Raw genomic sequence first — 23,596 nt, forward strand, 5'->3', positions numbered from 1 at the left:
GGATCCGGGTGCCCCGCCGGGACGACCGATCGGCCGTCTTCTCCTGTCCGTCGATCGGTGGACAGGACGCGGGGTCAGGGGGCTACTCCCAGCGGAACTTGCGGGCGGCCAGCGTCAGCGCCACCGCGGCCCACAGGGCGAGGCTCAGCCAGATGTTGCCCGGGACGGCCGTGCCGTCGGTGAGGGTGTCGCGCAGCGCCTCGGCGTGGGCGGCCAGGGGCAGCAGGAACCAGCCGGCCGTCCCGAGGTCCGGCGCGGCGAACATGATGCCGCCCGCGGCCAGCATCAACACATAGATCAGGGTGGCCCCGGCGGTGACGGTCTCCGGGCGCAGGAGGCTGGCGATCACGAGCGCGAAGCCGCAGTACGCCGCCGTGGCCAGCACGGTCACGCCGACGGCCGGCAGCAGGTGGGCCAGCCCGGGGCGCCAGCCGACGGCCACGCCGACCAGGGCGAGGGCGAGGATCTGCACGCCCACGAGGCACAGGATGGCGGCCGTCTTGGCGAAGAGCAGCCCGGGCCGGGTGAGCGGGGAGGCGCCGAGCCGCTTGAGGACGCCGTAGCTGCGCTCGTAACCGGTGGTGATGGCCTGGCCGGTGAAGGCGGTGGACATCACGGTCAGCGCGAGCACGCCGGGGACGACGAAGCCGAGGCGGTCGTCCGACGGGACGTTGGTCGCCTCGGTCAGCCCGGCGCCGAGCAGGACCAGCAGCGGCACGCCCATGGCGAGCACCACGGCCTCGCCCCGGCGCGCGGTGAGGACGAGCTCCATGCGGATCTGGCTCTTGAGGATGGCGCGCATCGGGGCCCGGCCGGGCGCGGGCGTGAAGGTGCCGGCGGTCATCGAACCACTCCTCCGGAGGCGGTCAGGGCCAGATAGACGTCCTCGAGCGTGCGGCGCCGGCTGTTGACCGAGGTCACCTGCGCGTCGCGGGCGGCGAACCAGGCCAGCACGGCGGCCAGGGCGTCGGTGGAGAGGGCGCCCGCGATCGCGTACTCGCCGGGTGCGTCCTCGGTGACCTTGGCGTCGAGCCGGCCCGCGAGGTCGGCGACGGGCAGGCCGGGATCCGCGCGTACCTGCAGGAGGTCGATGCCCGCCGCGGCCGTGAGCTCGGCCGGGGTGCCGGTGGCCGCGACCACGCCGTTGTCCATGATGACGACGTGGTCGGCGAGGCTCTCGGCCTCGTCGAGCAGGTGGGTGGTGAGCAGCACGGTGACGCCGTCGGCGCGCAGGCTCTCGACCAGCTCCCAGGTGGTCTGGCGGGCGCCGACGTCCATGCCGGCCGTGGGCTCGTCGAGGAAGACCAGCTCGGGCCGGCCCACCAGGGCCACCGCCAGCGACAGCCGCTGCTGCTCGCCGCCGGAGAGCCGGCGGAACCGGGTGCGCGCGAACTTCCGCAGGCCGAGCCGGTCGAGCAGCATGTCCACATCGAGCGGACGCGCGGAGTAGGACGCGAAGAGGCGCAGGATCTCGCCGGCCGTGGCCCACGGATAGACGCCGCCGGACTGCAGCATGATGCCCAGCCGCGGCATCAGCGCGTCGTGGTCGGCGATCGGGTCGAGGCCCAGCACCCGCACCGACCCGCCGGCCGGGCTGCGGAAACCCTCGCAGACCTGGAGCAGGCTGGTCTTGCCGGCCCCGTTGTTGCCGAGCAGGGCCAGGATCGAGCCGCGCGGCACCGACAGCGACACCGCGTCGACCGCGGTCACCTCGCCGTACGTGACGACGACGTCTCGCACGTCGACGGCGTTCTCAGGCATGGACGAAACTGTACTCACCGCGCCGGGACCGGCCGCCCGCCCCACGCCAGGGTGTGGCCTACCACGCCCGGATTCGGTATTGTGCGCTGTGGGAGCGCTCCCAAACCGGAGCGGGGGCAGGCCGCCGGCCCGGATCCCGGTTCCCCCCGTCGATCCGCACGTCACGCGGATCACCGGGCCGGCGGCCTGAACGACTACATTGCTGGCATGTCAGCGGTCGAGATCTTCACCGACGGTTCCTGCGCGCCCAACCCCGGCCCGGGCGGCTGGGGCGCCGTCCTGCGCTGGGGCACCTCGGAGAAGGACCTCTGCGGCGGCGAGGCCACCCCCACCACGAACAACCGCATGGAGCTCATGGCGCCCATCCGCGCGCTCGAGACCCTCAACCGCGCGCCGCTCACCGTGTTGCTCTACACCGACAGCATCTACGTACGCGACGGCATCACGAAGTGGCTCCCCCGCTGGAAGGCCAACGGCTGGCAGACCTCCGCCAAGCAGCCGGTCAAGAACGTCGACCTGTGGCAGCGCCTCGACGCCGCCGTCCGCCGGCACGACGTGCAGTGGCACTGGGTGAAGGGCCACGCCGGCCACCCGGAGAACGAACGCGCCGACCGGCTGGCCGCCCGCGGGCTGCAGGAGGCTCTCGCGGCCGCTCGCAGCTGACCCGCCTGTCAGGGCTGCCGGGGCTTGGGCACCAGAGGGACGGCCGCGCCCTCGGAGCCGGGGACCTTCGCGCGGGCGACCCGGTCGGAGGGGAGCCGATAGGTCGGCCCCTCGACCAGCTCGTCCGGCACGTGATGCCGCCCACGCCGGCCCGGCGGCACCGCGGCGACGGCGGCGGCCGAGGCCGGGCGCCGGGGGCCGATCAGCCGGGCGGCCAGCGAGAAGGTGCTCCGGGTCGCCTCGTCGTATCCGTCGCGGTAGGCCTCGTCGCGGTCGACCGCCGTGCGGTGCCACTGGTGGAGACGGCCCGCGACGTACCCGGAGGTCGCGAGGAAGGCGGCCAGCAGGGTCATCAGGAGAGCGTCGTCACCGGGCGCGGTCATGGCTGCGATTCTCGCCGATCACATAGACGGACAGCTATCGCCTGATCGGCGTACCACGATCGGTTGAAGTCCGTCGAGACAGCGTGCGGCGGGCCGGCCGTACCCAGCCTCAGCCGGCCGCACCCGACGGCGGCGTGCCGCCCGGCCCACCCCCGCCCGGAGCCCCCGACGGCGGCGTTCCCCCCGGAGCACCGTCACCGCCGGCCGGCGCGTCGCCGCCGCCGCCCTCCTCCCCCGCCGGGTCGATGTGGATGGTGAGCGTCGCCTGGTACCCGCCGGTCACCGACCCCGTCACCGTGGCCAGCTCCGTGGCCGCCGAGTCGTCCCCGAAGACGTTGTCGGTGGCCAGCGAGACCTGACTCAGGTTGGTGACGCTCGCGCTGTAGCCGTCGGTCGCGTACACCTCGTCGGCCACCGCCTCCGGGATGGCGATCTGCGACGTCTTGACGATCGGGCCGTCGCCGCTGGTCGCGTGCTCGAGCGAGGCATAGACCTCGAAGTGGATGTGCGGCCACCGTCCCGAGTAGCACGCCGGGAAGATGCTGGTGAAGCTCGCCGTCCCGGTGTCGCCGGTCTCCTGGATGCCGCGGAGGTAGTTCTGGTCCGTGACGCCCTCGGAGTAGAGCGAGTATTTCCCGTCGCGGTCGCAGTGCCACGCATAGACGGCCGCCCCGGCGACAGGCGCACCCGTCAGATCCAGCACGACCAGGGCGAATTCCAGCGGTACGCCCGCCGCGGTCCCACTGGCATCGCCGAAGGACGAGCGGATGTCCTGGCGGACGATACCGTCGAGGGTCCGGGCGTCCGGTCCGTTGGAGCCGTCGGCGGGATAGGGGCCGGCCGTCTCCGACTCGACCTCGGTGAGTCCCGCCGACGCGGTGGCCGTGGCCGTGGCCTCCTCCGCGTCCGCCTCGGTCGAACACGCGGCCAGCAGGGTCAGCGCCCCGGCCCCGCCGAGCCCCGCGAGCAGCCGGCGCCGGGACATGGTCCGCAGGTCGAAGCGCAGGCCCTGGTCGTGGACCCGGCGGACGTACGCGGCGTTGTCCTCGATCTCCGCCATCGAATGTGGCTCCTTCCCTCGTCGGATCGATGCCTCAAGGGAACGCGGTGTCACTGTGAGTCGCCTGTGCCGTTCGTGTGACGACCATGTCGGCCCCGCACGGGTGAACTGGCCGCCACGCCGGCCCGCATCCGGCCTACGCTCCCGTGGTGGCTGTCGATCTCTACATTGCCGTCCGCGTGGCGGCGGACGGTCCCGTTCCGGGGCCGTACTCGATGCTCGCCCTCGGGATGGCCACGGCCGGAACCTTCGACGGCACGACGTTCACCCGCCACGAGCCCACCACGTTCCACTGCGAGCTGCAGCCGATCTCCGCGGGCTTCGTGCCGGAGACGCTGGCCGCGACCGGTCTCGACCGGGCCGGCCTCGCCCGTACGGGCACAGCGCCCGCCGTGGCCATGCGCCAGAACGCCGCGTGGCTCGCCGAGCAGGCCGGCCGCCACGACGCCCGGCCCGTGCTGGCGGGACGCACGCTGGGGCACGACTGGATGTTCACGAGCTGGTACCACGCGCGGTTCGGCACCGGCTCCCCTCTCGGCACCGCCGCGCACCTCGACCTCACGACCCTGTACGCCCTCCGCGCCGGCCGCCCCCTGCACGCGGTCACCGGGGCCGAGATGACGGAACGGCTGCTCGGGCATCGTGCGCCCGCGAGTCACGTGCTCGACGACGCCCTCGAACAGGCGGCCCTCCTCAGCGCCCTTTTGTAAAGAACTGTTGCGCAACACCTCTTTACTATGCGACGGTGGAGTCGTGCCCGAGATCAAGGACGCGGCGGTGCTCCGGGCCGTCGCCCATCCCCTGCGCCGCCGGCTGCTCGACCTGCTCCGGGTCGACGGCCCCGCGATGCCCAGCGCGCTGGCCCGCGTCACCGGGCAGGCCGTCGCCAACGTCAGTCACCACCTGCGCGTGCTGGCGGCCGCCGGGCTCATCGAGGAGGCGCCGGAGCTGGCCCGCAACCGCAAGGAGCACTGGTGGCGGATGCCCGACCGGAGCATCCGCTGGGACGGCGCCGACTTCCTCGACGACCCGGCCGAGCTGGCCGCCCGGGACGCCGCCCTGGCCCTGGGCCTGCAACGACAGGTCGAGCTGACCACCACGTGGCTCGGCAGCGACGCCGCGAAGGAGGAACCGTGGACCACGAGCGCCTTCTCCACCGACGGATTCCTGCGCCTCAGCCCGGCGGAGCTCGCCGAGCTGGGCCGGGAGATCCAGGCCGTGATGGACCGCTACGCGAACCGGCCGGACGCCCCGGACCGGGCGCCGGTGTTCTTCCTGAGCCGGGGGTTCCCCGCCCGTCCGTGACAAAGCCGCGGGATGCGGCCGGGCGCGAGCCCGGCGTGCTCCGGGACGCGGCCTTCCGGCGGTTGTGGGCCGGGATGACGATCAGCAAGTTCGGCAGCTCGATCGCCGCGGTCGCCACGCCGTTGATCGCCGTGCAGGTGCTCGACGCGAGCGCCTTCGCCGTCAGCCTGCTCACCGCGGCCGCCTGGCTGCCGTGGCTGCTCGTGGGCCTGCCCGCCGGCGCCTGGATCGACCGGGTGGCCCGCCGGCCGGTCATGCTCGCCGCCGATCTGGCCTCGGCCCTGGTGGTGGTGAGCGTGCCGATCGCGGCCGCCCTCGGAGTGCTCGGGATGACCCACCTGATCGTCGTGGCGATGCTGCTCGGCGTGGCATCGGTCTTCTTCACGGTGGCGTGGACCGCCTATCTGCCCGCCATGTTCGACAAGGGACATCTCGTCGGCGCCAACTCGGTCCTCCAGGCCACCGAGTCGGCGGCCCAGGTGGCCGGGCCGGCCGTGGGCGGCGTCCTGGTCGCGGCGGTGTCGGCGGTCGCCGGGCTGATCGCGGACGCCGTCAGCTTCGTGCTCTCGGCCCTCTTCCTGTGGCGCATCCCCCGGCCGGAGAAGCGCGTGCCCCGGCCGGAGCGGCGGCCGCGCCTGACCGAGGACATCGCGACCGGGATCCGCTGGCTGGCCCGCGACCGCTACCTGCGCAACCTCACCGTGCACGGCGCCGCCGCCAACCTGTTCCTGACCGGGATCAACGCGCTGATCGTCGTCTTCCTGGTGCGCGAGGCCGGCATCGGCACGACCGGCGTGGGCGTCCTGCTCGCCGTGTCCTCGCTGGCCGGCGTCGGAGCCGCGACCGCCGTGCCCGTGCTCTCGCGGCGAGTCGGCGACGCCCGGAGCATGGTGCTCTGCAAGTCACTCGCCGGCGTCGCCGCACTGTTGCTGCCGTTGACCGGGACGGGGGCGGGGCTGACGGCCTTCGTCGCGGGCATGGCCGGGATCGGGTTCGGCGTGGTGGCGGGCAACGTGCTGGCCGGCAGCTTCCGGCAGGCCTACTGTCCGCCGCGGCTGCTCGGGCGGGTGCTCACCGGCATGCAGTTCGTCAACTACGGGACCATCCCGCTGGGGGCGGTGCTGGGCGGGGCCACGGCGGCCGTCGCCGGCGTGCGCGGGGCGATCACGATCATGGCCGTCGGCTACGCCCTGAGCGCCGTGATCCTGCTCCTCGGCCCGTTCGCCCGGCGCCGCGACCTGCCCACGGCTCCGGAGTAGGACTCATTCTCCTACGGCTCGCCGGGCCCGCGCCCGGCGCTTGCCTTCGTGCATCGCCGCCACGCGAGCGACGGGAATGGTGTGCCCCTCCGCCACGAGATCCGCCGGCAGCCGGAAGGGCCCCGGCATCGCCCCGGCCCACGGGTCGCCGTTGCCGAGCAGCGCGGCTGCCGTGCGTACGGTGAAGTCGGCGGGCTTGATCTGCCCCAGCTGATCCCACGCGACCGGGAACGAGACGGGCAGCCCGGGCCGGACCCGCGGGCTGTAGGCGGCGACGACGCTCGCCCCGCCGGAGCGCGTCGCGTCCAGGAAGACCTTGCCGTGCCGGTCCGCCACGATGTACGCCGTCGTCGTCAGCGCCGGATCAAGGCGCTCGGCCCGGACGGCGACGGCCCGGGTCGCGGCGGCCACGTCCTCCGTACGGTCCGACCCGTCGAGCGGCACGAAGATGTGCACGCCCTTGGACCCGCTGGTCTTGACCGCGCCGTCGAGTCCCGCGTCGGTCAGCGCCTGCCGGACCAGCAGCGCGGCCCGGACGACCACGGCGAAGTCACCGCCCTCGGGCGGGTCCAGATCCATGATCAGGTGCGTCGGGTGCTCGTGGTCGGCGACGGTCATGAGCGTGGGGTGATACTCGATCGCGCGCTGGTTGCCGAACCACAGCAGCGTGCGCCGGTCGTTGCAGAGGGCATAGGTGATCTCGCGATGCGACGCCTCGGCCCACACCGCGGTGCGCGGCACCCACTCGGGGGTGTATTTCGGCAGGTTCTTCTGCATGAACTTGTCCTGGCCGCGCAGCAGGCGCACCACGGAGAGCGGCCGGTCGCGCAGCGCGGCGATCATCGGGTCGCGCACCGCGTCGAGATAGTCGACGAGCTCCCGCTTGGTGACCCCGGCGTCCGCGAAGAGCTCCTCGTCGAGGTTGCTCAGCGGGACGCCGGCGCGCTCCTCCTTCGGGGCAGGCATCAGATCGCCCGCACCATGCTGATCGCGGGGATCACCATGACCAGCGTCAGCACGGCATAGCAGCCGCTGGTGAAGAACAGGCCGACGCGCGTCGCGAGCACCGCGGCGGTGAAGGGCAGCACGATCGCGCACATCGCCGCCAGCAGGATCGCCGCGGCCGAGCGCTCGGCGCCGAGCACGCCCCAGCCGAGCAGGAACGGCACGAGCACCAGCCACGCGATCGTCACGACGGCGATGCGCAGCGCGGCCTCGACCCGGCGGGCGGCGGCGCGGCGGTCCGCGCGGATCTCCTCGGGCGTCCGGTGCACGACCGGGCGCCGGGTCTGCTCCAACTCGACCGTCACTCCAGCACTGTAGGGCAGGTCAGGGCTGTTCGCGCGGTGGGCGCTCCCCGCTCCCCCGGGGGATGACGCTGGTGGAGATCGTCACCGTGCGCGCCGGGCCGCGGAAGCCGCTGATCCGCTCGTGGGCCAGCCGGGCCGCCTCCCGCCCCATCGCCACCGAGTCGTGCGCGACCACCGTGGCCCCGATGACGTCGGCCAGGTCGAAGTCGTCAAAGCCGACCAGGGCGGGCGGATCCGGCACCCCGCGCAAGGCCCGGAGGGCGCCCGTGGTCAGCCGGTTGTTCGTGGTGAAGAGCGCGGTCGGCGGCGCCGGCAGCGCCAGCAGGTCACGGACCACCTGCTCGGCCCGGCCGACGTCGTGCACGTCGGTGCGCAGGTAGGGCTCCCAGTCCGCGTTGCCGGCCGCCCCCATGGCCTGCACGAAGCCGTCGATGCGCCCGCGCTGCGGCACCTTGCGGGCCAGATCGGCGACCAGGGCGACCTTGCGATGCCCGCCCGCGAGCAGGTGCTCGGCCGCGGCCCGGGCGCCGCCCACGTTGTCGATCAGCACGGCGTCGGCGGCGAGGCCGGCCGGCGGGCGGTCCAGGAAGACGAACGGCACGCCCTCGACCGCGAGGTGGTCGTGGCGCTCACCGCTCGGGACGACGAGCAGGGCCCGGACCCGGCGCTGCAGGAACGCCTCGACCAGCGACCGCTCGAGCTCGGCGTCCTCGTCGTTGTTGGCGGTCACCAGCTGCAGGCCGTGCTGGCGCAGCTCGCGCTCGATCCCGCTGGCCACGGCCGAGTAGAACGGGTTGGTCAGGTCGCCGCTGATCAGCCCGACCAGCGCGGACGTGGCCCCGCGGCGCAGCTCGCGCGCAATGCCGTTGATCCGGTAGCCGAGGCGGTCGGCGGCCTCGCGAACCCGGCGGCCGGTGTCCTCGGCGACGTTGGGCTCGTCGTTGAGGGCACGCGACGCGGTCTTGAGGCTGACCCCGGCCAGGGCCGCCACCTGGGTGAGCGTGGGCCGGCGTCCGGCCGCCGCGTCGACGACCCCGTCGCCGGGACGGGATGCGGACATGCTGCTCCGTGTCGTCGCTCCTGCTGGGGAACAGAAGTATGACATCGACGGCGGCCGTGCCCCACCCCGCCGTGCCCGAATCCAGCCGATCGGCGTATTTCGCGCCGTGTCGCGCTTGACCTTCCCCCAAGGTCAAGGCCCACCGTCGGGGCATCGTCGCCGACGGGGAGGATCGGGTCGTGGAGTTGCTGACCATCGGTGCGTTCGCGCGGGCAGCCCGGCTGTCGCCGAAGGCGCTCCGGCTCTACGACGAGCTCGGCCTGCTGCGCCCGGCGGCGGTGGACGCCGACACGGGCTACCGCTACTACGACCCGGCGCAGCTGGACCGCGCCCGGCTCGTGGCCTGGATGCGCCGCGTCGGCCTGCCGCTGGCCCGGATCCGCGAGCTCGCGGAACTGCCCGGCCCGGAGGCGGCCGAGGCGATCACCGCCTGGATGGCCGAGGCCGAGGCCGAGCTGGCCGCCCGCGGCCGGCTCGCCGATTTCCTCGTCGACTACCTCACCGGAAAGGGAGCACCCATGTCCGACACCCATGCCACTCTCGGTCTGCGGTTCGCCGCCGGCACCGCGCAAGGCCGGGTCCGCGAGACCCATCAGGACCACGCGTACGCGGGAAGCACCCTCCTCGCCGTCGCGGACGGCGGCGGTCCCCACGGAGATCAGGCGGCCGCCGCTGCCGTCGACGCGTTCTGTTCCCTCCAGCCGGAGCTGGCCTCCCTCGAGCAGGGTGTCCGGGCCGCCGAAGCCGCCGTCCGCGCCCTGCCGTCCGAGGGCGACGCGCCCTTCACCACGCTGACCGCGCTGGTCTGGTCGGGCAGCCGGATCGGCGTGGCCCACATCGGCGACAGCCGGGCCTATCTGCTGCGCGGCGGCGAGCTGTCCCGGTTCACCGACGACCACAGCTACGTCCAGCAGCTGGTCGACGCGGGCGAGCTGCCCGCCGCGGAGGCGCTGACCCACCCCGAACGGCCCCTTCTCGTACGGGCCCTGGGCGCGAGCGGCGAAGCGGACATCTCCCTGCGCACCGCCCTCCCGGGCGACCGCTACCTGCTGTGCACCGACGGACTGTGGGCCGTCGTCCCCGGGCTCGCCGAGCTGCTGACCGGCACCGATCCGCAGGCGACGGTCGACCGCCTCCTCGCCGCGGCCGACGACGCGGGCGCCCCGGACAACATCGCCTGCGTGGTCGCCGACGTCGTCGCCGTCTGAAACTGGTGCCGCGGCCGTGCCCACCGGGGCGGCCGCGGCTGGCGGCTCGTATGACATCGATGTCAAAGCCGTGAAGTCAAGACCTTGATTATTGACGTACTGAGAGCTGACGATGTGTCGCGGATGTTTCCGAGCCCCTGAGGAGACGGCATGCATCGGCCACGATGGAGTGTCGCAATGTTATCGGTGGGTCTGGTGGCCGCGGGTGTCGCCGTGACTCCCGGCGGAGCCGCACAGGCCGCCGGCACGACGGCGTTCGCGTCGTCGTTCGAGGCGGACGACCCCCAGCCGACCTGGACCGACACCGTCGACGGCGACCGCAGCGGCGGCGTCGACGGCGAGATCACCCACGGGCTGCCCGGCAGCCTCTACGAGCACGTCGTGGAGATCACCGCCAACGCCCAGCCCAACAACAACGAGGGCGTCACCAACCTCAACGACGCCAACCCCGAGTCCAAGTGGCTGGTCGACACCCCGACCAGCTGGGCGCAATACCAGCTCGACACCGCGCAGACCGCGACCACCTACGCGCTGACCTCGGCGAACGACGCCCCCGAGCGAGACCCGCGGGACTGGACGCTGCAGGGCTCCGCGAACGGCACCGACTGGACCACGGTCGACACGCAGACCGGGCAGACCTTCACGGCGCGGTTCCAGCGGAAGACCTACACCGTCGCGAACCCGGGCTCGTTCCTCTACTACCGCCTGACCATCACCGGTCACCCGTCGGGCAACCTGACCCAGCTCGCGGATCTCGACCTCGCGGGCGCGGACGTCACGCCGCCCGGGGCCGGCACACCGGTGCGCAGCCGGATCGGCAACGGCCCGGCCAGCTCGCCGACCGCGAAGGGCGGCGTCGGCTACACCGGGCTCAAGGCGTTCCAGCTGTCCGGCCGGCAGACGACCGAGGGCCGCGGCTACTCGTACAACAAGGTGTTCGACGTCGACGTGAAGGTCACCTCGGACACCGAGCTGTCGTACCTCGTCTTCCCCGAGTACAACCGGGACGACGCGAGCAACCCGGCCACCTACACGGCGGTCGACCTGGCGTTCACCGACGGGACGTACCTGTCGAACCTCGGCGCGGTCGACCAGAACGGCTTCGTCGTCAGCCCGTCCGCGCAGGGCAAGTCGCAGTCGCTCTACACCTCGCAGTGGAACAAGCGGACCTCCCGCCTCGGTGCCGTGGCCAAGGGCAAGACGATCGACCGCATCCTGGTCGCGTACGACAAGCCGTCCGGCACCAAGGACTCGAGCTTCCGGGCCTGGTTCGACGACATCGCGCTGACCGAGGTCGCGCCGGCCAAGCCCAAGGCCCACCTTGCCGAGTACGCGGAGACGCGGCGCGGAACCCAGTCGTCCGGCGGCTTCTCGCGGGGCAACAACTTCCCCGCCACCGCCGTCCCGCACGGGTTCAACTTCTGGACCCCGGTGACCGACGCCGGCTCGACCAGCTGGCTGTACGAGTACCACCAGGGCAACAACGAGCAGAACCGCCCGGAGCTGCAGGCGTTCGCGGCCAGCCACGAGCCCAGCCCGTGGATGGGTGACCGGCAGACGTTCCAGGTCATGCCGTCGGCCGCCGCCGGCACCCCGGACGCGAACCGGGAGAACCGCGCGCTCTCGTTCTCGCACGACAACGAGGTCGCCAAGCCGTACTACTACGGCGTGACGTTCGACAACGGGCTCAAGACCGAACTCGCGCCGACCGACCACGCGGCTCTGTTCAACTTCACCTTCCCGGACGCGAACGCGAACCTGGTCTTCGACAACGTGAACAACAACGCGGGTCTGACCATCGACGCCGCCAACAACGCAATCACCGGCTGGTCGGACGTCAACAGCGGCGGCCTCTCCGCCGGGTGGACGCGCATGTTCATGTACGCGACCGTCGACGCCCCGATCACCGCCAGCGGCATGCTGCCCCAGGGCAACCGGCCGTCCACGGGCTACGTGAAGGTCGACGCGGGCGCGGACAAGCAGGTCACCCTCCGGATCGCGACCTCGCTGATCAGCGTGGCCCAGGCCAGGCACAACCTCGAGCTGGAGCTCGCGGGCGACGCGACGCTGGCGTCCGTACGGGATCAGGCGCAGCGCGCGTGGGACGCCAAGATGAAGACCGTCGAGGTCGAGGGCGCGACCGAGGACCAGCTCGTGACGCTCTACTCGAACCTGTACCGGCTGTTCCTCTACCCGAACTCGGCCTACGAGAACACCGGCACCGCCGCGAACCCGGTCTACAAGCACACCGTGCAGTCCGCGGTGAGCAGCCCGGCGAGCACGCCGACCGAGACCGGGGCCCCGGTCAAGGACGGCAAGGTGTACGTGAACAACGGCTTCTGGGACACCTACCGCACCACGTGGCCGGCCTACTCACTGCTCACTCCCTCCGAGGCCGGCGAGATGGTCGACGGGTTCGTGCAGCAGTACCGGGACGGCGGCTGGATCTCGCGGTGGTCGGCGCCGGGCTACGCCAACCTCATGGTCGGCACGAGCTCCGATGTCGCCTTCGCGGACGCGTACCTCAAGGGCGTACCCGTCAAGGATCTTGAAGCCACCTATCAGGCCGCGGTGAAGAACGCGACCGTGACCCCGCCCAACGACAACGTGGGCCGCAAGGCCCTGGCCAGCTCGATCTTCAAGGGTTACACGCCGCTCGACCAGACCGGCGAGGCCATGAGCTGGGCGATGGACGGCTACATCAACGACTACGGCATCGCGAACATGGCCGCGGCGCTGGCGAAGAAGGGCGGCCCGAAGGCGAAGGAGTACGCCGAGCAGGCCGAGTACTTCAAGAACCGCGCCCTCAACTACGTGAACATGTTCGACTCCTCCGTCGACTTCTTCCAGGGCAAGGACAGCAGCGGCAAGTGGCGCCGGACTCCCGAGGAGTACGACCCGCGGGTCTGGGGCTACGACTACACCGAGACCAACGGCTGGAACATGGCGTTCCACGTGCCGCAGGACGGTCAGGGCCTGGCCAACCTCTACGGCGGCAAGGACGGGCTCGCGGACAAGCTCGACAAGTTCTTCTCGACGCCGGAGACCGGGACGTTCCCGGGCTCGTACGGCGGCACCATCCACGAGATGCTCGAGGCGCGCGACGTCCGCATGGGTCAGTGGGGCTTCAGCAACCAGCCGTCGCACCACATCCCCTACATGTACGACTACGCCGGCCGGCCGTCGAAGGCGCAGGCCATCGTCCGTGAGGCGCTGTCGCGGCTCTACCTGGGCAGCGACATCGGCCAGGGTTACCCGGGCGACGAGGACAACGGCGAGATGAGCGCCTGGTACGTGTTCAGCGCGCTCGGCTTCTACCCGCTGCAGATGGGCAACCCGGAGTACGCCATCGGGTCGCCGCTGTTCAAGAAGGCGACGATCAACCTGGAGAACGGCAAGAAGATCGTCGTCAACGCACCCAACAACAGCAAGTCCAACGTGTACGTGCAGTCGCTCAAGGTGAACGGCAAGGCGTACACGTCGACGTCGCTCCCCCACTCGCTGCTCGCGAACGGCGCGACGCTGGACTTCAAGATGGGCTCGTCGCCGTCGGCGTGGGGCACCGGTGCCAACGCGGCGCCGCCGTCCATCACCAAGGGAGACGCTGTCCCGGCCCCGTTGCGTGACCTGACCAAGCCGGGCGGCCCGTCGTCGGCGCCGGAACTGGTCGACGACACGAGCAGCACGCAGGCCGCGCTGACCTCGTGGACCTACCGGTTCGACGCCGGCTCGCAGGCCGACTACTACACCCTGACCTCGGGTGCGGCGGCCGGCGACCCGGCGGCGTGGACGCTGTCGGGCTCCTACGACGGCACGACCTGGACGACGATCGACTCCCGCAAGGGCGTCACGTTCGACTGGCGGAAGCAGACCAAGCCGTTCAAGATCACGTCGCCGGGGCACTACACGCACTACAAGCTTTCTCTCGAAGGCAGCGCGACGCTGTCCGAGATCGAGCTCCTCGGCAAGCCGGCCGCGGCCTGCACCACGACCATCTCCGACAAGGTGGTGGGCGCGGTGACGGTCAAGTCCGGCACCACCTGCATCACCGGCGACGCCACGGTCACCGGCCTGGTCACCGTGGCCAAGGGCGCCAACCTGCGGGTCGACGGGGCCACGCTCAAGGCGGCCGTGACCGCCACGGGCGCGGGCTCGGTGTCGCTGCAAGGCGCCACGGTGACCGGCCCGGTGACGATCACCGGCTCGGGTCCCGTACAGGTGGAGCAGTCGACCCTCAAGGCCGGGGCCACCCTGCTCGGCAACAAGACGGCGACGGTCCTCGCGGCCGACACCGTCAGCGGCATCCTGACCTGCTCCGGCAACCAGCCGGCGCCGGTCGACAACGGCCTGCCGCTGCAGGGCAAGGCGCTCAAGCTCGGCCAGTGCGCCAAGCTGTAGCCCGCTCGTAGCAGACGCCGCGGTCCCCGCATCGGGGGCCGCGGCGTTCTACATTGGGCACATGTCCGATGACGATCTGTGGGCCGCCGTCGAGGCGGCGTCCCTCTGCACGCTGGCCACCATCAAGAAGGACGGCCGCCCCCAGCTCTCCGACGTCAGCTACACCGCCGCCGACCGGGTGCTGCGCGTCTCCACCCGCGCCACCCTGGCCAAGGTGCACAACCTGCGCCGGGACCCGCGCGGCACGATCCGGGTCGGCCCGCCCGGCGGCGGCTACGTGGCGGCCGAGGTGACCGCGTCGTTCTCCCCGCCGTCGTCGGCCGAGGACGACGCCACCGTCGAGGAGCTCATCGACGTCTACCGCCGCATCGCCGGCCAGGAGCACCCCGACTGGGCCGACTACCGCCGGGCCATGGTCGCAGATGGGCGGCTGATCCTGCGGCTGAAGGTCGAACGCCTCTACGGCTGGCTGCGCGACTGACCGCAGGATCGTCGATACTCGGCGCCACGGCGAGAAAATCTGGGCGCGGCGGGCTAGATTTTCTCGGTGGGGGCGGCTAACGTATCTCGTGTCGAACAAAGAGGTCACGGAAAGACGCAGACGTGGCCGATCGAGCGTCAAGCAGGGCCCGGATGTTCTCGTGGCTCGCTCGGATCGGCCGTAACACCGCGAAACAGCAGGCAGGGCGAAAGTAAGGATCAGCGCTCTGGCTGAGCTCGCCGCACGCGGCGGGGCCGAGGAAATGCGTGGGTCCCGGCGCCGGCGAGCAGCACGACAGCACCACAGAATGTCGCAAGCAGAGGAAAGGGAGGGACGAGCACACCGTTGGATCGCCCGCTACCTGGATGCACACACGGTCTGGGGCGGTCACCGCAGTATCCATCGAACGAGAGGTGGTTACCGGTCACGCTTATGCGATCCTCGCACCCCATGCCGCCGACGGCGGCCGGTGCGGATACGACAAACCGACGAACCTGTCGGTAGATGGTGTTCTTACCCGCAACCCTGGGCCCCGGCGTCTCACGCCGGGGCCCTCGTCATGGAGAGACGTGCGTATGGCCCCACCCGATGACATGTTCGGTGACGACGACTACCCCGCCTACACGATGGGCCGCGCCGCGGAGATCACCGGCGCCTCGCAGGACTTCCTGCGCCGGCTCGACGAGGCGAAACTGATCACCCCGTTCCGCTCCGCCGGCGGCCACCGCCGCTACTCCCGCTATCAGCTGCGGCTCGCCGCGCGGGCCCGCGAGATGGTCGACGCCGGCACCGCGCTCGAGGCCGCCTGCCGGATCATCATCCTCGAGGACCAGCTCGAGGAGGCACTGCGCGAGAACGCTCAGTACAAGCGTCAGCAGGAGACCGGCACCACCTGACACTTGACCCGTACCCCCGGGTGCGGGTTTAGGGTCGGGCCATGCGGGTGGGTGAGCTGGCGCGCCGGACCGGGACGACCGTGCGGGCGTTGCGCTACTACGAGGCGGCCGGGCTGGTCGTGCCGCGGCGGCTGAGCAACGGCTACCGGGAGTACGAGCCGATCGCCGAGCGGCAGGTGGCGCAGATCCGGGAGCTGATGGCGCTGGGGCTGGCCGTGGAGGAGACGCGGCCGTTCGTCGAGTCGATCGCCGACGGGGACGACGTGTGCGCGGCCGCGGTGGCGACCTTCCGCAGCACCGTGACGAGTCTGCAGCGGCGCATCGGGGAGCTGACCGCCCAGCGGGACGCGCTCGACGCCCGCATCGACGAGGCGGCCCGCCAGGTCGTGAGCGGCCCCCGGACCTCCGGCACCGTGCCCGCGATCGGCTCGGCCCTGCCGCCACTGTCCTTCTACGCCACCGACGGGCAGCCGGTGAACCTGCGAGCGCTCGGCAGCGGGCGGACCGTCATCTTCGTCTACCCGCTGACCGGCCGCCCCGGCGTGGACCTGCCCCGCGGGATGCTCGAGGTGCACGGCGCGCGCGGCAGCACCGACCAGGCCGTCTGGCTGCGCGACCACCACGCCGAACTGCTCGCCGCCGGCGCGGCCCGGGTCTACGGGCTGTCCGCCCAGTCGACCGGCTATCAACGCGAGCTCGCGCACCGGCTGCGCCTGCCCTACCCGCTGATCCCCGACCCGAAGCTGACCCTCGCCGCCGCGATGGGCCTGCCCACCGTCGCCGCCGCGGACCTCGTCCTCTACGAACGGCTGACCCTGGTGATCCGGGACAACCTGATCGAACACGTCTTCCCCACCATCCCCGACCCGGCCGCTCACCCCCTCGAGCTCATGCGCTGGCTCACCAGACGCAACGACCCCCGGAAGTAGGGCCGGGTGCGCAGCTGGCCGTGCCGCGCGTCCCAGGCGCCGGAGTCCAGGTCGGCGCGCAGCCGGGCGAGCCCGGGCGCCGGGTCGGCCACGAAGGTCCAGGCCGACTAGGCGGCCCGCACCCGCGGATCGAGCAACTGCTCCGGCCGCGCGTAGAACGCCTCGGCGAACCCGTCGGTGCAGTCGACCGGAATCGGCACCTCGGCAACCTCCGTGCCCTCACCGAGCGCGGCGGCGATGGCAGCGATCCGCGGATACCGCCGGCGCTCCGCGACGATCAGCTCCGGCACGTAGTCCGCCAGCCAGAAGCGATCCAGTGCGTCACCGTCGAAGGTCAGCACCCCCACGGCCGCCCGGGCGACCCGGCGCAGCTCGGCCAGCCCGCGCATGGGATCCGACCACTGATGCACGGTGATCGTGGCCATGACCGCGTCGAAGCTGTCGTCGTCGAAGGGCAGACTTTCCGCGTACGCGCGGAGCGCCGGCGCCGCTCCGGGTGGTCGCTGTTCCCGCATCCGCGCCGACGGCTCGACGGCCAGCACATAGCGGTCGGCCGGCTCGTAGGACCCGGCACCCGCCCCGACATTGAGGACGTTCCGGGCGTCGCCGAGGGCCGCGTGGATCGCGGCGGCAATCCGGGGATCGGCTCGCCGCCGGGTCGCGTACCCATGTCCGGTGGTCTCGTAATCGACGTCGCCGCCCGCTGTGACACTCATGCGAGCGAACATAAACCCGCCCCCCGGGGTCCGGGTCAAGCTTCCGTTCCCCCGCCGGGCCGCCGCATCCGGATCGCCGTGGCCCGCACTCCGGGCCCGTCGCGGGTCGGCAGAATCGGTCGGCGGTCCCGGCCCTCGCTGACGTGCAACGCCTCCATGCACCCCACTGCCTCGACCACGTCGATGCCCCAGACCTCCGCGACGGTGCGCACGACGAGCCCCGGGGTGCCGAAGTTCCCCGTGTCGTACCACCAGGACCGTACGTCCCAGCCGCCATCGGTCTCGACGGCATCGGCGAACCGCTCGTCCCGCGGTCGAGGCATGATCTGCTCGGGGAACAGCCACATCGGGTTCAGACTGATCAGCAGCGTGTTGTCCGGGAACTCGACGACACGGCCGTCATGGCTGAAGTACTGCTGGCCGCCGGTGGCGTCGGGCAGCGAGCTCATCGCGTTGCCGGACACCAGGAAGATCTCGTCCTTGCCCGTCAGCCAGGAGACCAAAGCGCTCCGGTCGGCCAGACCGTGCGCCATGCCGGCACACGGCAGGGACCAGCCACCCGCGTCGTAGGCCCGCACCAGATCGCCCGCCAGGTCCTGCTCATAGATGTGAGCGCCCGGATCGGTGGTGATCGCGTCGGCCTGTTCCTCCAGCCAGCGATGCCACTCGGCCAGGTCGTAGGCGGGGAACGAGCGCAGCCGGTCCGCCGTCAGCGGCTCGCCGACGAAGACACCCAGGCAGTAGTCCAGCTCGTCGGCGTGGAAGCCGCCCACATAGACATGACCCTGAGGCGGCGGCTGGAACCAGTACATGTCGGGATAGACGCGCTCCCAGCCGGTGGCGATCATGGCGCGGCCGATGACGGCACCGGACGCGTCCTCGACCGTCGCGGCGCGCTCGGTGAAGAGCTGCTCGTATCCGTCGATCATCATCCGGGTCAGCCGACCGAAATCGTCGCGCGGGTACACCCGGCGGAACAGCTCGTCCGCCGGGATCGTCGTCCAGTCCCCACCGTTGATCAGGATGATCGGTGCAATGTCGTCCGGTCCGCGTACCGCGATGTCGACCTCGCTCAGGGCACACAGTCGCGCCACGCGGCTGTGCAGCAACTGGGTGTGGGTCCGGCCGCGCTGGTCGGTCCGGAACATGCCGTCCAGGGAACGCGGATCGAGGCGGAGCTTCAGCCGCACCGAGGTGCCCCAGGTGCGTAGCCGCTCGGCGGGGTCGGCGAGGCGCAGAATCGGCCGCACGGAGACTCCGGCGGGGAACTCGAGGATGTGCGTCGTGGCGAGCGCCGCGCCGTAGGCCAGGCTGCGCACCTGTACCTCGTCGGCGACCATGAAGACCGCGAAGAAGCCGATGCCGAACCGGCCGACCGGACGGAACCCCTGGCCGGACAGCTCCGGGACGTCCTCGACCAGGTCACGGGCGTGCCAGCGGGAACGGCCGAAATCGGTCAGCGCCGCGACCATCGCCTCGCGGGACATGCCGATGCCCTGGTCCGTCACCGTGAGCCACCAGGACCCGGCCTCCTCGCGCAACTCCACCTGGACGGCCGCGGCGCTGCCGCCCTCCACGAGCCGGCGGGCCTGGCTGGCGTCGACGGCGTTGGCGATCAGCTCGCGCAGGGCGACCTCGGGCTTACGTCCGTACAGGTCCTCACCACCGAGATTGGCGACCAGCCCCACCGTGTCGGTGACGCGCAGCTGAGCGTCGATCGGCTCCCAGCCCTGCGCCGGGATGTACCGGGCCAGCCGCTGCGGCGAGTCCGCCCCGGCCACCGCCCGTACGGGGAAGCGGGGCCGGCCGAGATCCGCGCACAGGGCGTCGACCCGGCGCAGCTCCTCGTCGATCGTGCGGATGGTTTCCTGGGCGAGCCACCACGCGTTCGCCTCGTCCCGGCGGAACGAGTCCATGGCCGTGTAGACAAGCCGATCGCCCTCGACCCGGGGCCGGGTCAACCGCCCCTGGAAGTACCAGTGCCGGTGGGACTCTCCGGTCGGTTGCCGGTAGGAGTGCAGATAGATCGGCGCGCGGCGCTGGTCGATGTGGGCCACGTCGGCCAGGCGCAGCACACAGGCGATCTTGAGCGGGTCCACCTCCCAGTGCGGCGGATGGTCGACACAACTGCCGAGCCGCTGATCCAGGCCGGCCAGCCGCGCCACGTCCCAGCCGTGGCTGGCGGCGATCTTGCCGATCAGTGCGCCGAAGTTCTGCCGCAGTGCCGCGTCCTGCAACAGATGGAACGGCTGTCCGTCCGGCGTCCGGAACACTTCGAAGGCGAGCCGCTCGGCGTTCTCGGCGTGCCGAAGGCGCACCAGCTCGGCCAGCGCCTCGTCACGTACGGCCTGCTCTGCCGGGTCGTCTGCGCCTTGCCGGGCCCGGGCCTCGGCGAGCAGCGCCGGGAACAACCGGTCCCGTTCCAGCGAGCCGAGGCCGTCCGGCAGCACCGCCAGCGCCATCCCGAGGTCGTGCAGGAGAAAAGCACCGCCGAGGACGAAGGCCTCGGCCGGGTTGATCGGGAAGTCCGCACCGCAGAGCAGGGACGCCATGTCCCACAACGAGTCGGCGTGCTCGATGGAGTGGTCGGTGAACAGCGGCATGGTGCGCCCGATCTCGCCCGCCAGGTCCTTGACCACCCGGCGGAACTGGTGGAACGCCGCGGCCATCGCGGCGCGCGCCTGGTCGCCATCGTCGCAGCGGGCACCCAACGTGCGGCACCAGAGCGGGGTCTCCTCGAAGGTCTCCGGCACGGCATCGCCCCTCGGTAGGGTCTGACCCGGTACACCAGGAACAGTAGTGCGGCGGACGCCGGAATCCCTGACCCGATCGAAGGACATCGCCATGGCCCGGCTCAAAGACATCGTCATCGACTGCGAGCGGCCGGCGTCGCTCGCCCGCTTCTGGATCGCCGTGCTCGACGGCTACACGATCGCGCCGTACACGGAGGAGGATCTGGCTTCCTTGCGGGCGCGCGGCCTGAGCGGACCGGAAGAGGACACGGCCGTGCTCCTGCTGCCGGGCCCCGACGGCGGGCCGCGTGTGTGGTGCACCCAGGTGCCCGAGAAGAAGACCGTCAAGAACCGGGTGCACCTCGATCTGGAGGCGCCGGAGCCGGTGCTGGAGCTGGTGCGGCTGCTGGCGATCGGCGCGCAGGCGGCCTGGGAGACCGATGGCCTCTGGGTCCTGACCGACCCCGAGGGCAACGAGTTCTGCCTCCTCAAGGATCCCGTCATTGCGCCATGAGTCGTGGTCATCCCCTGACGACGAGCCATCGCGATGTCGGATGGATCGTGCGAGCGATTTCTCGTACGCCTAGGGTCGCGGCGTGAAGACGCTTGATGCCGTGTCCTACTCGGAGCTCTGCCGGCGGCCGGACGAGACCTGGGAGCGAGTTTTTCGCAGTGGAGCGTTGCGGCTACGCCGCCGCAAGGCCGACGACCTCATTTTGCGGGCAGCCGACGTGGCCGAGACGGAGAGCGAGGTCTTCGGACTTCTCCTCCGGCTCCTGCCCGCCGACGTCAGCCGGGATTCGCAGGTCTATCACGACGCGTTGCCGTGGCTGCGGTTCCTGCCGGCGGGCGAGGTCGGCCGGTTCGCCGCGGAGTTCGCCGAGACGGTCGAGGCGGGTGAGGCGGCGGCTGTCCAGCAGATGGTGATCGAGTGGAAGCACACCGCCGAGATCTACGCCGATCCCGAGCTGCTCCGCGTTCTCACTTCCCCCTTCGGGGACGACCTCGCCCCGTGAGGGCGGCGACGGAGAACGTCGCCGCCCCGGGGACTCGGTCAGGCGGCTTCGTGCCAGGTGCGGCGGCCGATGAGCTGGATGTCGTCGATGGACAGGAGTTGGCCTTCGGCGGACAGGAGGCGGTCGCGGGCGTCGGTGGGGAGGTGGACGGCGGAGACCGTGGCCAGCGGGAGGATGTGGAGGGTGACCTCGCTGCCGGGGCGGTAGCCGGCGTCGCGGAGGTTGATCTGCCAGCGGGCGCCGTCCCAGAAGCGGTCGGTGGCGACCTTGCCGTCGATGTGGAGTTCGGCGACGTCGCCGACCCAGGCGATGTCGAGGTGGGCGTCCAGGCCCGGGTCGTCGGCCCAGGAGGGCAGGTCGAGGCGGTGGACGGCGGCGAGCTCGGCGAAGGTGGCGCGGCTCGGGGCGGACTGGCGGCCGTCGTGCTTGCCGTACTCGACGGGGACCGTGGCGGCCGGGCGCACCAGGACGGCGTCCAGGGTGGCGGTGCCGGTGGGGCCGGGCGGCGGGGCCAGGGGCAGGTCGGTGAAGGTTCGGGCGGCCGGGTCGTAGACCCGTACCCGTGGGGTGCCGGACGCGCGGGCGGTGACCTTGCCATCGGGGCCCCAGAAGAGCTCGTCGGCGCTGAGCAGCAGGCGGTCGCCGTCGACCCATGCCGTGGCCGCGGCGGCGGGGTCGAGGACGAGCAGGTCGAGGGGGCCGTCGGCCGTTTCCAGGCGGGTCGGTGCGAGGCCCGGTGAGATGTCCAGGACCTCCGGGCCCACGCCCACCTCGACGGGGATGCCTTCCTCGGCGGTGAGGACCAGCGTCGGGACGGCTCCGGGCAGGACGGTCAGGGCCGAGGCCGTGGCGTAGGACAAGCCGTGGATGCCCACGGGCCAGCGGGCCAGGGTGCCGTACGGGATGTCGACCGGCCGCGACGGGAACGTGACCACGCCGCGGTCCAGAGAGAGCCGGAACTGCGCGCCGCGGTAGGTGGCGAGCGGGAAGTGCGGTTGGTGCCACGCGATGAAGACGAAGCCGCTCGTGCCGTCGGAGCGCAGGGCCCAGCGCAGGGTCGTCGTGTCCTCGACGCCGGCCGGCCGCTGGTCGGGCAGGGTCGACGGCATCTCGGCCAGGGCGGGACCGAAGGCCGCGAGGAAGGCGTGCTGACGGCGCAACAGCTCGTACGCCGCCGAGGCGAGACCGGCCTCGCCCAGCGGCGCGTGGAAGTCGTACCCCAGTCTCTGCATGTCGTTGGGGTAGCCGGTGGCGTGCGACTCCTGCATGCCGTGGTCGCCGTGCGGGTTGGTGCCGCCGGCGTACATGTAGTAGCCCTGCCAGGCCGACCCGTTGCCGATCTTGGTGTGGCCGACCGTGGCGGTGTCGAGGCCGGAGGGGCGCGGGCGGCGGTGGTAGGCCGTGCCCATGCCGCCGGCGAGCTCGCAGGTGGCCGGCGGGAAGAGGTCCGACGGTACGCGCGGGCCGCCCTGGGCGGCGGCGATGTTCTGCGCGCGGCGGACGTCGGCGCCGATGCCCGGGTCGTCCCAGACGTGCGAGAAGAAGTAGTGGTCGCGGAAGGTGGGCGCCCAGTCGGCCTCGGCGTCGACCCAGAAGCCGTCGCCGTAACCGCCGTAGAGGGGCAGCACCTCCTCGGGCGGCAGCTCCGCGCTGTCCCAGGCGGTGGCGGTCCACAGCGGCGCCGACAAGCCGGCCTCGCGGGCCATGCGCTTGAGCGTGAGAATGTGCCCGGGCTCGGTGTAGAGCTCGTTCTCGATCTGGATGCCCAGCAGCTCGCGCCCGGCCACCTGCGCGGCGAGCTGACCGAACCACTCGCGGACCAGCTCGAGGTACGCCGGATCGTCCGTCCGGTGACGCACGGGAGCCTGCTGCACCCAGTCGGGGAACCCGCCGTTGCGGCTCTCGGAGTGCACCCACGGGCCGATCCGCAGGATGATGTCCAGCCCCGCGTCGGCGCACGCGTCGACGAAGGCGCCGACGTCGAGGTTGCCGTCGAAGCGTGGCTCACCCCGGTGCTCGACGTGGTGCAGCCAGAAGACGTAGCTGGCCACCACGGTGACGCCGCCGGCGCGCATCTGCCGCAGGCGCTCGGCCCAGCGGTCGCGGGGGACCCTGCTGTAGTGCATCTCGCCCGAGACCGGGATGACCGGCGAGCCGTCGCGGACCAGATAACGGCTGGTCAGCGCGATGCCGGGGCGGTTGTCCTCGTCGTTGCTCATGCGCGGGCGGCGCAGCGGCGCCGTCCAGGGCTGGTGCCGGACAGTGAGCGGCTCGTCTTGAGGCAACGCGACCCCCGTGGATCTGGGCCTGTAACCGGTCACAGGCGACTGCGCCGCACGATACACCGGGTTTACCTGCTGGAATCAAGCCCTTGACATCCGCGTGAACGAGGCTCACTGTAACCGGTCACAGGCACCTG

General features: G+C 71.8%; 21 protein-coding genes. 11 read left to right on the forward strand and 10 right to left on the reverse strand.

Translation table 11 applies throughout. The features are described 5' to 3' along the window. Window positions 1-82 precede the first annotated feature (82 nt). Together RAN62_RS01045 and RAN62_RS01050 are read right to left on the reverse strand one after the other, a co-directional pair. The gene (locus RAN62_RS01045; RefSeq protein WP_305782502.1) at window positions 83-844 is read right to left on the reverse strand and encodes an ABC transporter permease; all 762 of its coding nucleotides are present in this window, start codon (window positions 842-844) and stop codon (window positions 83-85) included. Next, a complete protein-coding gene (locus tag RAN62_RS01050; protein ID WP_305782503.1) occupies window positions 841-1,761 on the reverse strand; it encodes an ABC transporter ATP-binding protein in 921 nt (306 codons plus the stop codon). Before RAN62_RS01050 ends, RAN62_RS01045 begins: the two co-directional genes overlap by 4 nt. Window positions 1,762-1,968: 207 nt before the next feature. Here RAN62_RS01050 and rnhA point away from each other — a divergent pair, with 207 nt between their 5' ends. After that, window positions 1,969-2,424, forward strand: coding sequence for a ribonuclease HI (gene rnhA / locus RAN62_RS01055; RefSeq protein WP_305782504.1), 456 nt, complete (start codon window positions 1,969-1,971; stop codon window positions 2,422-2,424). Between the two features lie 8 nt (window positions 2,425-2,432). On the opposite strand, the gene RAN62_RS01060 is transcribed toward rnhA, so the two are convergent. Both RAN62_RS01060 and RAN62_RS01065 read right to left on the reverse strand, forming a co-directional pair. Continuing rightward, window positions 2,433-2,807: a hypothetical protein gene (locus tag RAN62_RS01060; RefSeq protein ID WP_305782505.1), complete on the reverse strand. Its 375-nt coding sequence runs from the start codon at window positions 2,805-2,807 to the stop codon at window positions 2,433-2,435. A 109-nt stretch (window positions 2,808-2,916) separates the two neighbouring features. After that, window positions 2,917-3,867 carry a dioxygenase family protein gene (locus RAN62_RS01065; RefSeq protein ID WP_305782506.1) on the reverse strand — a complete coding sequence of 317 codons (951 nt, stop codon included), beginning with the start codon at window positions 3,865-3,867 and terminating at the stop codon, window positions 2,917-2,919. 149 nt (window positions 3,868-4,016) lie between these two features. Between RAN62_RS01065 and RAN62_RS01070 the strand changes: the two genes are divergently transcribed. Genes RAN62_RS01070 through RAN62_RS01080 form a run of 3 tightly spaced genes read left to right on the forward strand, consistent with a single transcriptional unit; the run spans window position 4,017 to window position 6,431 of the window. Then, entirely contained in the window at window positions 4,017-4,577 is a 561-nt protein-coding gene (locus RAN62_RS01070) for an exonuclease (RefSeq protein WP_305782507.1), read from the forward strand. Between the two features lie 43 nt (window positions 4,578-4,620). Beyond that, a complete protein-coding gene (locus tag RAN62_RS01075; protein ID WP_305782508.1) occupies window positions 4,621-5,172 on the forward strand; it encodes a winged helix-turn-helix domain-containing protein in 552 nt (183 codons plus the stop codon). Continuing rightward, complete coding sequence (locus RAN62_RS01080) at window positions 5,169-6,431, forward strand: MFS transporter (RefSeq protein ID WP_305782509.1); 1,263 nt, start codon at window positions 5,169-5,171, stop codon at window positions 6,429-6,431. Before RAN62_RS01075 ends, RAN62_RS01080 begins: the two co-directional genes overlap by 4 nt. Before the next feature lie 3 nt (window positions 6,432-6,434). Here RAN62_RS01080 and RAN62_RS01085 read toward each other — a convergent pair whose 3' ends face one another. Genes RAN62_RS01085 through RAN62_RS01095 form a run of 3 tightly spaced genes read right to left on the reverse strand, consistent with a single transcriptional unit; the run spans window position 6,435 to window position 8,801 of the window. Further along, window positions 6,435-7,397: a DNA polymerase domain-containing protein gene (locus tag RAN62_RS01085; RefSeq protein ID WP_305782510.1), complete on the reverse strand. Its 963-nt coding sequence runs from the start codon at window positions 7,395-7,397 to the stop codon at window positions 6,435-6,437. Further along, window positions 7,397-7,741 (reverse strand): hypothetical protein, encoded by a 345-nt coding sequence (locus RAN62_RS01090; RefSeq protein ID WP_305782511.1) that lies wholly within the window; start codon window positions 7,739-7,741, stop codon window positions 7,397-7,399. Before RAN62_RS01090 ends, RAN62_RS01085 begins: the two co-directional genes overlap by 1 nt. Before the next feature lie 19 nt (window positions 7,742-7,760). Then, window positions 7,761-8,801, reverse strand: a complete 1,041-nt coding sequence (locus RAN62_RS01095; protein WP_305782512.1) for a LacI family DNA-binding transcriptional regulator — start codon at window positions 8,799-8,801, stop codon at window positions 7,761-7,763. 179 nt (window positions 8,802-8,980) lie between these two features. Here RAN62_RS01095 and RAN62_RS01100 point away from each other — a divergent pair, with 179 nt between their 5' ends. From RAN62_RS01100 to RAN62_RS01120, 5 genes are all read left to right on the forward strand, one after another. Beyond that, window positions 8,981-10,009: a MerR family transcriptional regulator gene (locus RAN62_RS01100; protein ID WP_305782513.1), complete on the forward strand. Its 1,029-nt coding sequence runs from the start codon at window positions 8,981-8,983 to the stop codon at window positions 10,007-10,009. Window positions 10,010-10,186: 177 nt separating this feature from the next. Next, entirely contained in the window at window positions 10,187-14,407 is a 4,221-nt protein-coding gene (locus RAN62_RS01105) for a GH92 family glycosyl hydrolase (protein WP_305782514.1), read from the forward strand. Between the two features lie 61 nt (window positions 14,408-14,468). After that, window positions 14,469-14,888 (forward strand): TIGR03618 family F420-dependent PPOX class oxidoreductase, encoded by a 420-nt coding sequence (locus RAN62_RS01110; RefSeq protein ID WP_305782515.1) that lies wholly within the window; start codon window positions 14,469-14,471, stop codon window positions 14,886-14,888. Window positions 14,889-15,463: 575 nt separating this feature from the next. Next, window positions 15,464-15,784: a helix-turn-helix domain-containing protein gene (locus tag RAN62_RS01115; protein WP_305782516.1), complete on the forward strand. Its 321-nt coding sequence runs from the start codon at window positions 15,464-15,466 to the stop codon at window positions 15,782-15,784. Window positions 15,785-15,825: 41 nt separating this feature from the next. Continuing rightward, on the forward strand, window positions 15,826-16,713 hold the full coding sequence (locus RAN62_RS01120; protein WP_305782517.1) for a MerR family transcriptional regulator: 888 nt from the start codon (window positions 15,826-15,828) through the stop codon (window positions 16,711-16,713). A gap of 107 nt (window positions 16,714-16,820) precedes the next feature. Here the strand turns inward: RAN62_RS01120 and RAN62_RS01125 are convergent, their stop codons facing one another. Both RAN62_RS01125 and RAN62_RS01130 read right to left on the reverse strand, forming a co-directional pair. Then, the gene (locus RAN62_RS01125; protein ID WP_305782518.1) at window positions 16,821-17,429 is read right to left on the reverse strand and encodes a class I SAM-dependent methyltransferase; all 609 of its coding nucleotides are present in this window, start codon (window positions 17,427-17,429) and stop codon (window positions 16,821-16,823) included. A 35-nt stretch (window positions 17,430-17,464) separates the two neighbouring features. Further along, window positions 17,465-20,182 carry an HD domain-containing protein gene (locus RAN62_RS01130; protein WP_305782519.1) on the reverse strand — a complete coding sequence of 906 codons (2,718 nt, stop codon included), beginning with the start codon at window positions 20,180-20,182 and terminating at the stop codon, window positions 17,465-17,467. A 91-nt stretch (window positions 20,183-20,273) separates the two neighbouring features. Between RAN62_RS01130 and RAN62_RS01135 the strand changes: the two genes are divergently transcribed. Together RAN62_RS01135 and RAN62_RS01140 are read left to right on the forward strand one after the other, a co-directional pair. Further along, window positions 20,274-20,675, forward strand: coding sequence for a VOC family protein (locus tag RAN62_RS01135; protein ID WP_305782520.1), 402 nt, complete (start codon window positions 20,274-20,276; stop codon window positions 20,673-20,675). 82 nt (window positions 20,676-20,757) lie between these two features. Continuing rightward, a complete protein-coding gene (locus RAN62_RS01140; protein ID WP_305782521.1) occupies window positions 20,758-21,177 on the forward strand; it encodes a hypothetical protein in 420 nt (139 codons plus the stop codon). Window positions 21,178-21,215: 38 nt separating this feature from the next. Here the strand turns inward: RAN62_RS01140 and RAN62_RS01145 are convergent, their stop codons facing one another. Then, window positions 21,216-23,462 (reverse strand): beta-galactosidase, encoded by a 2,247-nt coding sequence (locus tag RAN62_RS01145; protein WP_305782522.1) that lies wholly within the window; start codon window positions 23,460-23,462, stop codon window positions 21,216-21,218. Window positions 23,463-23,596: the final 134 nt, after the last annotated feature.

Origin of the sequence: Symbioplanes lichenis (genome assembly GCF_030709675.1) — a bacterium.
GTDB lineage: Bacteria > Actinomycetota > Actinomycetes > Mycobacteriales > Micromonosporaceae > Actinoplanes > Actinoplanes lichenis.